Origin of the sequence: Mycobacterium sp. 1164966.3 (assembly GCF_001665395.1) — a bacterium.
In the GTDB taxonomy this organism is placed as follows: Bacteria; Actinomycetota; Actinomycetes; order Mycobacteriales; family Mycobacteriaceae; genus Mycobacterium.
On the sequence record NZ_LZSG01000015.1, the window covers coordinates 46,536 to 59,245 of the forward strand.

Annotated in this window: 11 protein-coding genes and 1 pseudogene; 8 read left to right on the top strand and 4 right to left on the bottom strand. The window is 67.1% G+C overall.

The window, feature by feature from the left end; translation table 11 throughout:
- Nucleotides 1-9: 9 nt before the first annotated feature.
- A complete protein-coding gene (locus A9W99_RS05735; protein WP_067374701.1) occupies nt 10-1,359 on the bottom strand; it encodes a coenzyme F420-0:L-glutamate ligase in 1,350 nt (449 codons plus the stop codon).
- Nucleotides 1,356-2,354, bottom strand: a complete 999-nt coding sequence (cofD, locus tag A9W99_RS05740; protein ID WP_067374777.1) for a 2-phospho-L-lactate transferase — start codon at nt 2,352-2,354, stop codon at nt 1,356-1,358. Before cofD ends, A9W99_RS05735 begins: the two co-directional genes overlap by 4 nt.
- A gap of 397 nt (nt 2,355-2,751) precedes the next feature.
- Here cofD and A9W99_RS05745 point away from each other — a divergent pair, with 397 nt between their 5' ends.
- Entirely contained in the window at nt 2,752-3,114 is a 363-nt protein-coding gene (locus A9W99_RS05745; RefSeq protein ID WP_371514925.1) for a WhiB family transcriptional regulator, read from the top strand.
- Between the two features lie 13 nt (nt 3,115-3,127).
- On the opposite strand, the gene A9W99_RS05750 is transcribed toward A9W99_RS05745, so the two are convergent.
- Nucleotides 3,128-3,550, bottom strand: coding sequence for a metallopeptidase family protein (locus tag A9W99_RS05750; RefSeq protein ID WP_067374779.1), 423 nt, complete (start codon nt 3,548-3,550; stop codon nt 3,128-3,130).
- Between the two features lie 160 nt (nt 3,551-3,710).
- On the opposite strand from A9W99_RS05750, the gene A9W99_RS05755 reads away from it, so the two are divergent.
- From A9W99_RS05755 to manA, 4 genes are all read left to right on the top strand, one after another.
- Nucleotides 3,711-4,154, top strand: coding sequence for a DUF3499 domain-containing protein (locus A9W99_RS05755; protein WP_156622953.1), 444 nt, complete (start codon nt 3,711-3,713; stop codon nt 4,152-4,154).
- A gap of 207 nt (nt 4,155-4,361) precedes the next feature.
- The gene (locus tag A9W99_RS05760; RefSeq protein ID WP_067374707.1) at nt 4,362-5,759 is read left to right on the top strand and encodes a phosphomannomutase/phosphoglucomutase; all 1,398 of its coding nucleotides are present in this window, start codon (nt 4,362-4,364) and stop codon (nt 5,757-5,759) included.
- Nucleotides 5,756-6,838 (top strand): TobH protein, encoded by a 1,083-nt coding sequence (locus A9W99_RS05765; RefSeq protein ID WP_067374709.1) that lies wholly within the window; start codon nt 5,756-5,758, stop codon nt 6,836-6,838. Before A9W99_RS05760 ends, A9W99_RS05765 begins: the two co-directional genes overlap by 4 nt.
- 8 nt (nt 6,839-6,846) lie before the next feature.
- Entirely contained in the window at nt 6,847-8,073 is a 1,227-nt protein-coding gene (manA, locus tag A9W99_RS05770; protein ID WP_067374711.1) for a mannose-6-phosphate isomerase, class I, read from the top strand.
- Here manA and A9W99_RS05775 read toward each other — a convergent pair.
- Nucleotides 8,051-9,432 (bottom strand): annotated as a pseudogene (locus A9W99_RS05775) (FAD-dependent oxidoreductase). The gene manA and the pseudogene A9W99_RS05775 overlap by 23 nt on opposite strands.
- Nucleotides 9,433-9,511: 79 nt before the next feature.
- Between A9W99_RS05775 and A9W99_RS05780 the strand changes: the two are divergent.
- The 3 genes from A9W99_RS05780 to A9W99_RS05790 all read left to right on the top strand — a co-directional run bounded on the left by A9W99_RS05780 (nt 9,512) and on the right by A9W99_RS05790 (nt 12,705).
- Entirely contained in the window at nt 9,512-11,023 is a 1,512-nt protein-coding gene (locus A9W99_RS05780) for an amino acid permease (protein ID WP_067374781.1), read from the top strand.
- A 267-nt stretch (nt 11,024-11,290) separates the two neighbouring features.
- The gene (locus A9W99_RS05785; RefSeq protein ID WP_067374716.1) at nt 11,291-12,544 is read left to right on the top strand and encodes an alkane 1-monooxygenase; all 1,254 of its coding nucleotides are present in this window, start codon (nt 11,291-11,293) and stop codon (nt 12,542-12,544) included.
- Nucleotides 12,544-12,705, top strand: coding sequence for a rubredoxin (locus A9W99_RS05790; protein WP_067374786.1), 162 nt, complete (start codon nt 12,544-12,546; stop codon nt 12,703-12,705). Before A9W99_RS05785 ends, A9W99_RS05790 begins: the two co-directional genes overlap by 1 nt.
- The last annotated feature ends 5 nt before the right edge of the window (nt 12,706-12,710 follow it).

Here is a 12,710-nt window from a genome sequence, read left to right on the forward strand (position 1 = left end):
AGTATCGCCTTACTTGTAGATCAGCAGGTCTGCTAGGGGCGCCGGGTCGCGCAATCCGGCGGGCTCTTCGGGGTAACCGATCGCGACGGCACCCAGCGGCTCCCAGTCGCCCGGCAGCTGAAGCTCGGCACGAACCAGGTCGGCGGCGAAGATCGTCGAGCCAATCCAGCAGCTGCCCACTTCACGCACCGCCAGCGCCACCAGCAGTGCTTGCACGGCCGCTCCGACCGCGACGGTGAACATGGTGTGCTCGGCGTCGGTGCGGGCGGCATCGGGGTAGGCGTGTGCGCCCTCGGGCACCAGGAACGGGATGACCACCTCGGGCGCGTCGTAGAGGATCTGGCCGCGCGCGACCCGTCGTTCCACCGAGTCGGCGGGCCGCCCGTCGCCGGCGAGGTCGGAACGCCACTTGTCTTTCATGCGGTCCAGCAGCCGAGTCCGGGTGGACGGGGTGCGCAGCCAGACAAACCGCACCGGCCGGGTGTGGTGCGGCGCTGGAGCGGTCAGGGCCTCCGCGACAGCGGCCTCGATCAGCTCCTGGGGCACCGGCTGGTCGCTGAACCGGCGCACCGACCGGCGCAGCAGCTGCGCCTGCTGCCGGCCCATCTCGAGAGCCTCGGCGGTGCCGAGCCAGAACAGGTCTTCGGGGCCGGGCCGCAGCAACTGCCGGGCCGTCGAGCCGTCGTCGGTCACCACATGGCCGGGCAGTCCGCGTACCACGGCCACCGGCAGCGCGGTCAACTTGCCCTTGACCAGATCGGCCGCCGCGGCGACCTCGTCGACGACCGCGATCTCGGTGACCACCAATTCGTTGCCGTGCCGGTCGACCGAACCCGAATAGTTGTGCAGCACAGCCAGACCGGCCGAGCCGACGGCGGCGTCGGTCTGGCCGTTGCGCCAGGCGCGGCCCATCGTGTCGGTGATGACCACGCCGACGGTGACGCCGAGGCGCTCGCGCAGCTCGGCGCGCAACCCGGCGGCACTGGCGTCCGGGTTGACGGGCAGCAGCGCGAGTTCGTCGCGCCCGACGTTGGATCCGTCCACTCCGGCGGCGGCCTGAACCAGCCCGAGCCGGTTCTCGGTGATCAGGGTCCGGCCCTTGCGCGCCAGCACGCGCACCGCCTCGTCGTCGACCAGCTTGCGGCGCAATTCGTCTCGGCTATCCGGATCCTCGGGCGCCGGCACCAGCCGGCCCTCGCACTTGGACACCACCTTGCTGGTGACTACGACGACGTCGCCGTCGCGCAGCCAGGGCGCCGCCGCCGCGATGGCGGCCGACAGGTCGTCGCCGGGACGGAATTCGGGAAGCCCGGTGACGGGCAGGATCTCGACGGTGGAACCGGTGCCGTGTTCGGTCACGCCACGCCCGCGAGTTCCAGCCCGGCGCTTACCATTTGCGCGGTTGCTTTCGGGTCGGTCATCAGCAGCGGTACCGAGCCCACCGCGACCCCCTCGATTTCGGTGCCGGAGTCGGCTGGGCCGTCGTGCACCAGCCAGCCGTCCAATATCCCGGTGCTGGCGCGCGCACCGTAGTGCCGCCCGACCGCCTGGGCGGTCGACTCCACCCCGATCACTTTCAGGCATGCATCGGCCATGCCGCGCAACGGCTTTCCTCCGATGATCGGCGAGTAGCCGACAACAGGCGCGGTGGTCGCCCGCAGCGCTCCGCGGATACCGGGGACGACCAGGATGGCGCCGATGCTGACCACCGGGTTCGACGGCGCCAGCAACACGATGTCGGCATCCTCGATGGCCGCGGTGGCTTCGGTTGCGGCGCTTGCCTTTTCGGCGCCGATGAAAGCGAAGCTGTGGGTGGGGACTTGGGCGCGGTAACGCACCCACCATTCCTGGAAGTGGATCGCCCGCCGGTTGCCGTCGGCCGGATCGGTAATCACTACATGTGTCTCGCACCGGTCGTCGCTGGCGGGTAGCAGCCGTGCGTCGGGCTGCCAGCGGTCGCACAGCGCCGCGGTGATCTGGGACAGCGGATAGCCGGCGTTCAGCATCTGGGTGCGTACTAGGTGGGTGGCCAAGTCGCGGTCACCGAGTTCGAACCAATCGGGCTGCACACCGTAGCGCACCAGTTCCTGTTTAGCGTGCCAAGTTTCGTCACGGTGACCCCAGCCGCGCTGCGGGTCGACACCGCCGCCGAGGGTGTACATGCAGGTGTCCAGGTCCGGGCAGATGCGCAGCCCGTGGATCCAGGCGTCGTCGCCGATGTTGACGACGGCGGTCAGCTCGTGCCCGGTGTCCGGTTCCCCGGTTGAGGCGAACTGACCCAGACCGAGCAGCTGCTGCGCGCCAAGCAGGAAGCGGGCGCCGCCAACCCCACCGACCAGAACGGTGACCTTCACGTCGTTTGACAGTACTGCCCGGCGAAAATGCCATCCGGGTCGGCCGAATTCGGCCATCGTGATGCGAACTCTGTAACGGGCTGATATTAGTGGTAATGCAGTGACTGTAGAGACGATTGTGACTGCGGCTGAAGGCAATTGTGAGCAGTCGCACTAGACACGCCGAAGGCCAACCGTGACAGAAACGCAGAAATTTGATCACGAGATGGTATGGAAATGCGCCAAAATGCTTGACCGGACAGGCCAACCCGTGTCTAATCACATCAGTGTCATTTCCCGGTTGGCCGGCCGGTTCCGGTGTCGCAGACCGAGATTCGATCACTTGTTCGAATTGTCTGTACATCACAACAGCGCCAAATATTCACTCTCCCAAAGCATCTGAGGAGGCGGAGGAAGCATGTCCTACGAGCACCTTCGGGGCGTACTGGCAAGCACACCGCACACCACTGTGGGCACGCCGCCGGCGGCAATTACTCGACCGCATTTGACTGTGGTTCCCGAAGCGCCCGTCGCTTTCGAACCCGAACCCCTGCCGACAACTCCGGATCAATGGCAGGACCGCGCATTATGCGCGCAAACGGATCCGGAAGCCTTCTTCCCTGAAAAGGGCGGATCTACCCGCGAGGCCAAGAAAATCTGCCTGGGTTGCGAGGTTCGCCATGAATGCCTCGAGTATGCCCTGGCGCATGACGAGCGCTTCGGCATTTGGGGCGGTCTGTCCGAGCGTGAGCGCCGGCGCCTCAAGCGCGGCATCGGCTGAGCCCAAGCTCCCGTCAATCGTCGTCGATCGTCGGGTCGATGACCGAGGGCTCAACGTCCAGATAGATGGCGACCTGAGCCACCAGGATTTCATGTAGCAATTCGGCGAGTTCGATGGTGTCCTTCGCCCGTCGCTCGATCGGCTTGCGGAACAGGACAATTCGCGCCCGGGTGGCATTGCCGCGAACGTCGACGCCGGCGGGGATCAGCCGCGCGAGCGCGATCGGCCCATCGGCGATGACCTCGGGTGGCCACTGCACGCTCTCGGGATCCTTCGCGGCGATGCGCGGAATCTCGTCGACCGCGACGTCGAGCTCGGCCACCCGTTCGCGCCAGCGTTGCTCGATGGGTTCATAGGCTTCCAGCACCGCCATGTCGAACCGCTCGGCCCGGGTGCGCCAGCCCGGCACGGTCGGCGGTAGCAGCGGCCCGCGCATATCGCGGCCCCGCCGGGAAGTCCGGTGCGCCGCCGAGCGGCCGCCCCGCGGGTAGCTGCGCGAATCGCCCACGCGCCGATGGTAACGGTTGCACATCCCGCCCCGACCGGTTGCGCGTGTCCGGCGCTGCACGGCGTTTCCGCACGATAGCCTTTCGGTCGTGAACGTACCCCGTCGCTGTTGCCGGCCCGGGTGTCCGCACTATGCCGTGGCGACGTTGACGTTCGTTTACTCGGACTCGACGGCGGTAGTAGGTCCGCTTGCGACCGTGCGGGAGCCGCATTCGTGGGATTTGTGCGTCGGCCATGCCGGACGCATCACCGCACCGCGCGGGTGGGAGTTGGTTCGGCACGCCGGGCCTCTACCCACCCATCCCGACGAGGACGACTTGGTGGCCCTGGCGGATGCCGTCCGCGAAGGCGGTCCGAGCGCGGCCGCGTCTGGCTTCGGCGGGGCCCGTGCGCCGGTGAACGGCTTCCCCGATCCTTTGCAGCATGCGGGTGCCCAGGCGACGGTGCCCAGCGGTGGTGTGTTGGCACCACCCGAGCATCGCTCGGGGCGCCGCCGTGGACATCTACGGGTGTTGCCCGACCCCGCCGACTGACGCCGCACGTTGCGAGACGCCTCATGGTGGCGCGTCGCCCGGCTGCGCCGCGCTCGCGATCGCCACGGGGCCTCATGGTGGCGACCCGCGTCGCCCGGCTGCGCCGCGCTCGCGATCGCCAAGGGGCTACTCCGGCCCGTACTGAGCCCGGGCCGTTAGGCTGGCGGCCAAGAGGCGCAATCAGTCCAAGTTCTCAGGAGCCACCGCATGTCTCGGACCGCCGCGGCTGTCCATCGTGTCATCAAGGCATACGACGTGCGCGGGCTGGTCGGTGAGGAGATCGACGAGGAGCTGGCCGCCGAGCTGGGCGCGGCATTCGCCAGACTGATGCGTGCCGAGGACGCGCGGCAGGTGGCGATCGGCCACGACATGCGGGACAGCTCTCCGTCCCTGGCGGCCGCCTTTGCGGCCGGGGTGACCGGTCAGGGCCTCGACGTGGTGCGGGTCGGGCTGGCCTCCACCGACCAGCTTTACTTCGCCTCCGGTTTGCTGGATTGTCCCGGCGCGATGTTCACCGCCAGCCACAACCCAGCGGCCTACAACGGCATCAAGTTGTGCCGGGCGGGCGCCAAACCCGTCGGCGCCGACACCGGCCTTGCCGTCATCCGCGACGAAGTCATCGCGGGCGTCCCGCGCTATGACGGACCGCCCGGAACCAGCTCCGACCAAGATGTGCTGGCCGACTACGGCGCATACCTGCGCTCACTGGTGGACACCGCCGGCCTGCGCCCGTTGCGGGTGGCGGTCGACGCTGGCAACGGCATGGCGGGCCACACCACCCCGGCCGTGCTCGGCGCGATCGACTCGATCACCTTGCTGCCGCTGTACTTCGAGCTGGACGGGTCGTTCCCCAACCACGAAGCCAACCCGCTCGACCGGGCGAACCTGGCAGACCTGCAGGCCTACGTCCGCGACACCGGCGCTGACATCGGGCTGGCCTTCGACGGCGACGCCGACCGCTGCTTCGTGGTCGACGAACGCGGCGAGCCGGTGTCGCCCTCGACGGTGACCAGCCTGGTGGCCGCCCGTGAGCTGAACCGGGAGATCGGCGCCACGATCATCCACAACGTGATCACCTCGCGTGCGGTGGCTGAACTGGTCACCGAGCGGGGCGGCACGCCACTGCGCTCACGCGTCGGCCACTCCTATATAAAGGCGCTCATGGCCGACACCGGCGCGATCTTCGGCGGTGAGCACTCGGCGCATTACTACTTCCGCGATTTCTGGGGCGCGGACTCGGGCATGCTGGCCGCGCTGTACGTGCTGGCCGCCCTCGGCGAACAGGAGCGCCCGCTGTCCGAGCTGACCGCCGACTATCAACGGTACGAATCGTCCGGCGAGATCAACTTCACCGTGGCCGACGCGGCGCAATGTGTGGACGCGGTGCTCAAGTCTTTGAGCACCAGGATTCATTCCATCGATCACCTCGACGGGGTGACGGTGGATCTGGGCGACGGCAGCTGGTTCAACCTGCGCAGCTCCAACACCGAGCCGTTGCTGCGGCTGAATGTGGAAGGCCGCAGCACCGAGGACGTCGACGCGGTGGTGGCGCACGTCAGGGCTCAGATCGCCGCCCAATCCGCGCCCGAAGGGGCGCTTCCGTGAACACCGCCAGCGCAATCGATCTCGAAGACACCGAGGGTCTGCTGGCCGCCGACCGGCAGGGCCTGTTGCGGGCCGCGTCGTCGGCCGGCGCGCAGGTGCGTGCGGTAGCCGCCGCCCAAGACGAAGGCGCGCTGCAATCGCTGCGGACCGACGACAGGCCACGAACGGTGATCTGGGTGGCCGGCCGCGGTACCGCCGAGACGGCCGGGACCATGCTGGCCGCGACGATGGGCGGTACGGCCGCCGAGCCGATAGTCGTCGCCACCGAGGCGCCGCCCTGGATCGGGCCGCTGGACGTGCTGGTCGTCGCGGGCGACGACGCGGGCGACCCCGCTCTCGTCGGTGCCGCGGCGACCGGTGTCCGCCGGGGCGCGCGGGTTGTGGTGGCGACACCGTACGAGGGCCCGCTGCGGGACACCACGGCGGGGCGGGTCGCTGAGCTCTCGCCGCGGCTGTGGGTTCCCGACGAGTTCGGGCTGTGCCGGTATCTGGCCGTCGGTCTTGCCGCCCTGCAGACCGTGGACCCCAGACTCAGCGTCGATCTGGCGCTGCTCGCCGACGAGCTGGACGCCGAGGCGCTGCACAACAGCGCGGGCCGTGAGCTGTTCACCAACCCCGCCAAGACACTCGCCGCGCGGATGTCCGGGCGGCGGCTGGCGCTGGCCGGCGACAGCGCCCCTACCCTCGCGCTGGCCCGGCACGCCAGTTCGGTGCTGCTGCGCATCGCCGACCAGGTCACTGCCGCCAGCGGGCTGGCCGAAGCGATAGCGGCGCTGAGCATCGGGGCGGCGGACAGATTCCAGGATCCCGCCGACGCGCTCTTCCACGACGAAGAGATCGACGGTCCGTTGCCGGAGCGGCTGCGCGTGCTTGCGCTCACGTTGGGCGACGAGCGGCTGGCCGTGGCTGCCCGGGTCGCCGGCCTGCACGACGTCGACCTGGTTTCCGCCGAGGACGTGCCGGATCTGCCGGACGTAGCCGGCACCTTGCCCGCGCCCACTCGCGCCGAGCAGCAACTGGCTATATTGGCCGTTCGACTTGAGATGGCCGCGGTTTATCTGCGACTGGTGCGGGGATAGATACAGAAGTGGAACTGCTACGCGGAGCGTTACGGACATACGCGTGGGGATCGCGCACCGATATCGCCGACTTCACCGGGCGCCCTGTTCCCGCTGCTCATCCCGAGGCCGAACTATGGTTCGGTGCGCACCCCGGCGACCCGGCGTGGCTGGAAACCGCGGACGGCGAAGTGTCGCTGCTGCAGGCGCTGGTCGCCGATCCGGAAGGCCAGCTGGGCAGCGCGTCCCGGGCCCGGTTCGGCGACGTGCTGCCGTTCCTGGTCAAGGTGCTGGCGGCCGACGAGCCGCTGTCGCTGCAAGCCCATCCCAGTGCCGAGCAGGCCGTCGAGGGTTACCTGCGGGAAGAGCGACTCGGAATTCCGGTGTCCGCGCCTACCCGCAACTACCGCGATACCAGTCACAAGCCGGAGTTGTTGGTGGCCCTGCAGCCGTTCGAGGCGCTGGCCGGATTTCGTCAGGCCTCGCGTACCACCGACCTGCTGCGCGCGCTTGCGGTCTCCGACCTCGACCCCTACATCGAATTGCTGAACGACCAGTCCGACGCCGACGGTCTGCGCGCGCTGTTCACCACGTGGATCACCGCGCCCCAGCCCGACATCGACGTGCTCGTGCCCGCCGTCCTCGACGGGGCCATTCACTACGTCAGTTCTGGCGCAACGGAATTCGAGGCCGAAGCCAAGACCGTCCTGGAGCTCGGCGAACGCTATCCCGGTGACGCCGGGGTACTGGCCGCGTTGCTGCTCAACCGCATCGACCTGGCCCCCGGAGAGGCGATCTTCCTGTCGGCCGGCAATTTGCACACCTACCTGCGTGGCTTCGCGCTGGAGGTAATGGCCAACTCCGACAACGTATTACGCGGCGGCCTCACTCCCAAGCACGTCGATGTGCCAGAGCTGTTGCGGGTGCTCGACTTCGCCCCGACCGCTGAGGCCGAACTACGCGCGCCGATTCACCGGGACGGACTGTCGCTGGTCTACGACACCCCGACCGACGAGTTCGCCGTCTCGTTGCTGGTGCTCGAGGGTGAGAATCTGGGCCACGAGGTCGACGCGTCATCACGCCACGAAGGCCCCCAGATCCTTTTGTGCACAGAAGGTTCCGCGACGGTGTACGGGAAATCCGACGCGCTCACCCTGGACCGCGGCATGGCGGCCTGGGTAGCCGCCGACGACGGGCCCATCCGTCTACTCGCGAACCAACCCGCCAAGCTATTCAGGGCGACTGTCGGGCTGTAAAGCGTTCGCGCGGGCTTCCCGTCGTTCGCGAAGCCACAACCGCATGTTGTGCCGGATGGCACGGCCGATGATGCGCGGCGGCGGGATCATGTACAGGCTGTCCAGCAGTGAGAAGCGGCGCAAAAACCATTCGGCCAGAACGGGTTCGGTCTCGGCGGCGCCGAGAAACTGGTCGAACAGGGCACCGGACGGACGCCACCACCACGGGACGGTCTCCGCCTGGGCGTGGTGGAAGGTGATATCGCCGACGGCGTTCATCATCCACACCGGATAGGTCGTCTTGGCGGTGGCGCGGTTGAGTACGGCAGCCAACTTGTCGTCGGGGAATTCGAGCGCCCGGCGCAGATGATTGCCCTGCAGCGACGTCATCGTCATGCCCTGGCCGAAGGTCGGGTTGAAGCTGGCCACGGCATCGCCGAACGGGACGATCCCGATCGGGAAGTGCTCCAGCTTGTCGTAGCGGCGCCACTTGCTGGCCGGGAAAGCGTGAAATGCCGGTTCTCCCAAGGGTTCCGCCTGCGCCAGGGCGGCGCTGAAATGCGGCGGCAGCAACTGGTCGGCCAGCGCAAGCATCTCGGGAAACGTCCTCGGCGGTTTGGCGTTGGCCACCCCGAAGGTGGTCAGCACCCAGGTACCGTCCTCGTAGTACAGCATGCCCAGCCCCAGCGATTCGTCGTGTGAGGCTCCGGCGACCACCACCTTCTCCCGGATCAGCCCGTCGGGGATGCGGAACTGGTGGGTGGCATAGCTGATGCCGATGTCCACTATCTCCTCGCGGGGGCGCTGATATCCCCACTGCGTCAACCACACCGGCAGCCGGGTGCCGCGTCCTGCCGCGTCGACCACCAAGTCGGCGGCGACAAACTCCGAGTCGCCGTTGCTGTCGGGATCAAGCAGCACGCCCGTCACCCGCTGGCGGGTCCGATCGAACCGCGGCTCGAGGACGTGGCGCTGGATGACTTCGACGTTCGCGATGTCGAGGACCCGCCGTCGCAGCTGCCATTCCAGATGGGGACGGCTGGGCACGTAGGCGGTGAACTCCTTGCGCAGCGTTTGGCCCGTCCCCAGGACGTGGCCGGCGGCACCGAGGTAGATGCAGTCCGGCCGGTTCTCCAGCATCGGCACGCCCGCGGCCACCATGTCGGCCAGCAGCCCGGGAAACAGATTCTCGAACTCCATTGCGCCACGGGCCATCAGCATGTGTAAGTGCCGGTCCTGAGGTACCGCGGTGCGGTTCGCGGGCTCGCTCGGCAGATCGTCGCGCTCGAATACCGTCACCCGAGAGTAGTAGTTCGATAGCACCCGTGCCGCACACAACCCTGCGATGCTGCCCCCGATGACGACCGCGTGGTCCCGCACGATTTCCCCTTGATCGCGCACCAACGCGAGGTTACTCGGTACTGTGCCGTCACAACCAGTAATGGAAAGGACACCGCAGATGGCCGGTCGATGGCGCACGAAGTCGGTCGAACAGTCAATCGCTGACACCGACGAACCGGGTACGCGGCTACGCAAGGACCTCACCTGGTGGGACCTGGTGGTGTTCGGGGTGGCGGTGGTGATCGGCGCCGGGATCTTCACGGTCACCGCGTCCACCACCGGCGACATCACCGGCCCGGCAATCTGGATATCGTTCGTGATCGCGGCGATCACGTGTGCGCTGGCGGCGCTGTGTTACGCGGAATTCGCCTCGACGCTGCCGGTGGCCGGCAGCGCGTACACCTTCTCCTATGCGACCTTCGGTGAGTTCCTCGCCTGGATCATCGGCTGGAACTTGTTGCTGGAGTTGGCGATCGGCGCGGCGGTGGTGTCTAAAGGCTGGTCGAGCTACTTGGGTACGGTGTTCGGATTCGCCGGCGGCACGGCCAAGTTGGGCTCGGTGAGCCTGGACTGGGGTGCCCTGGTGATCGTCGGTGTGGTGGCGACGCTGATTGCCCTCGGCACCAAGTTGTCGTCGCGGTTTTCCGCGGTGGTCACCGGCATCAAGGTGGGAGTGGTGCTGCTGGTCATTGTGGTCGGCGCCTTTTACATCAAGTCGGCCAACTACTCGCCATTCATTCCGAAGCCGGAAGCGGGACCAAACGCCCGCGGCATCGACCAGTCGGTGCTGTCGCTGCTGACCGGGGCGCACGGCAGCCACTACGGCTGGTACGGGGTGCTGGCCGGGGCGTCGATCGTGTTCTTCGCATTCATCGGGTTCGACATCGTGGCCACCATGGCCGAGGAGACCAAGCATCCCCAGCGCGATGTCCCCAAGGGAATCCTGGCGTCGCTGGCCATCGTGACGGTACTCTACGTCGCGGTCTCCATCGTGCTGTCGGGGATGGTTTCCTACACCCAGCTCAAGACCGTTCCGGGCGGCGCACACGCGAACCTCTCCACCGCCTTCACCGCCAACGGAGTGCACTGGGCGAGCAAGATCATCGCCGTCGGGGCGTTGGCCGGGTTGACCACGGTGGTGATGGTCCTGATGCTCGGCCAATGCCGCGTGTTGTTCGCGATGGCCCGCGACGGGCTGCTGCCGCGTCCGTTGGCCAAGACCGGGACGCATGGCACCCCGGTCCGGATCACCGTGCTCGTGGCCGTTGTGGTGGCCCTGACCGCCTCGGTATTCCCGATCAACAAGCTCGAGGAGATGGTGAACGTCGGAACCCTGTTCGCGTTCGTGCTCGTCTCCGCCGGGGTTGTGGTGCTGCGTCGAACCCGGCCCGACCTGCCCCGGGGCTTCCGGGCGCCCTGGGTTCCCGCCCTCCCGATCGCGTCGATCATCGCGTGTGTCTGGCTGATGGTGAACCTGACCGCTCTGACCTGGGTTCGGTTCGCTGTCTGGCTGGTGGTCGGCACCGCGATCTACCTCGGTTACGGGGTCCGGCATTCGGTGCAGGGCAAGCGACAGGCAGAAGAGGCCGACAAGGAACCCGACCCGGATACCAGCACGGCCGCCGCGTAGGAGTTTGCGTCTAAGGCTTTCCGCGTGAAATGGCGGCTTTGCGGGTGAAGCCTGAGCTTTGCGCGTGAATTGGCGGCTTTGGGCGTGTATCTAGGGCGGGGAAATCGTGATTTTTCCGCCCTGGATACACACTGAACGCCCTCGGTTCCCGCCAAACCCCTGAGCCCGGAGGTACTTTACAAAGGCACCGTCTATGTCTAGACAAGAGACGCAAACGCCGGTATTGTCCAAACTCGACGTGGTGTGACTCACAAGGAGGTTTGGCATATGACCACACAAATCAGCCCTCAAGCGAAAGCGCTTGAATTACCCGAAGTGCCCGCAACAGAGTGGCGCGACAAGAAGCGCTACCTGTGGTTGATGGGGCTCATCGCCCCGACGGCACTGTTCGTGATGCTCCCGATCATCTGGGGAATGAACCAGCTCGGCTGGCACACTGCGGCCCAGGTTCCACTGTGGATCGGGCCGATCCTGCTCTACATCCTGCTGCCGATACTCGACGTGTTCTTCGGCCCCGACGGGCAGAACCCGCCCGACGAGGTGATGGAGCGGCTGGAGAACGACAAGTACTACCGGTACTGCACCTACCTGTACATCCCGTTCCAGTACGCGAGCGTGGTACTGGGCGCCTACCTGTTCACCGCATCCAACCTGAGCTGGCTCGGATTTGAGGGCGGCCTGGGCTGGCTGGGCAAGATCGGCCTGGCGCTCTCGGTCGGCGTGCTCGGCGGCGTCGGGATCAACACCGCCCACGAGATGGGCCACAAGAAGGACTCGCAGGAGCGCTGGCTGTCCAAGATCACCTTGGCGCAGACCGCCTACGGCCACTTCTACATCGAGCACAACCGTGGCCACCACGTGCGCGTCTCCACCCCGGAGGACCCGGCGTCGTCCCGCTTCGGTGAGACGTTCTGGGAGTTCCTGCCCCGCAGCGTGATCGGTAGCGCGCGCTCATCCGTCCACCTCGAAGCGCAGCGGATTCGCCGGCTCGGCAAGAACCCGTGGAACCCGAAAACCTACCTCTCCAACGACGTGCTCAACGCGTGGGCGATGTCGGTGGTGCTGTTCGGCGCGCTGATCGCGGTCTTCGGCCCGGCGCTCATCCCGTTCCTGATCATCCAGGCGGTGTTGGGCTTCTCCCTGCTGGAAGCCGTCAACTACCTCGAGCACTACGGCTTGCTGCGCCAGAAGAACGCCAACGGCCGCTACGAGCGCTGCGCCCCGGTGCACAGCTGGAACTCCGACCACATCGTCACCAACCTGTTCCTCTACCACCTGCAGCGGCACAGCGATCACCACGCCAACCCCACGCGGCGCTACCAGACACTGCGCAGCATGGAAGGCTCGCCCAACCTGCCGAGTGGATACGCGTCGATGATCTCGCTGACGTACTTCCCGCCGCTGTGGCGCAAGGTCATGGACCACCGGGTGCTGGCGCACTACGACGGCGACATCACCAGGGTGAACCTGCAACCGCGGCTGCGGGAGAAGCTGTTGGCCCGCTATGGAGCTGCAGCATGATGGCCGCCTACAAGTGCCCCGTGTGCGACTACGTCTACGACGAGTCCAACGGCGATGCCCGCGAAGGTTTCCCGGCCGGCACGCCCTGGGAACAGATTCCCGACGAGTGGTGCTGCCCGGACTGCGCGGTCCGCGAAAAGCCAGATTTCGAACCCGTCTGAGAGGA

Coding starts and splice junctions, on each gene's coding strand:
- A9W99_RS05745 (WP_371514925.1), top strand. CDS start 2,752: ATGTCCTACGAGCACCTTCGGGGCGTACTGGCAAGCACACCGCACACC.
- A9W99_RS05785 (WP_067374716.1), top strand. CDS start 11,291: ATGACCACACAAATCAGCCCTCAAGCGAAAGCGCTTGAATTACCCGAA.
- A9W99_RS05750 (WP_067374779.1), bottom strand. CDS start 3,550: ATGCGCGGGCCGCTGCTACCGCCGACCGTGCCGGGCTGGCGCACCCGG.
- A9W99_RS05790 (WP_067374786.1), top strand. CDS start 12,544: ATGGCCGCCTACAAGTGCCCCGTGTGCGACTACGTCTACGACGAGTCC.
- A9W99_RS05780 (WP_067374781.1), top strand. CDS start 9,512: ATGGCCGGTCGATGGCGCACGAAGTCGGTCGAACAGTCAATCGCTGAC.
- A9W99_RS05760 (WP_067374707.1), top strand. CDS start 4,362: ATGTCTCGGACCGCCGCGGCTGTCCATCGTGTCATCAAGGCATACGAC.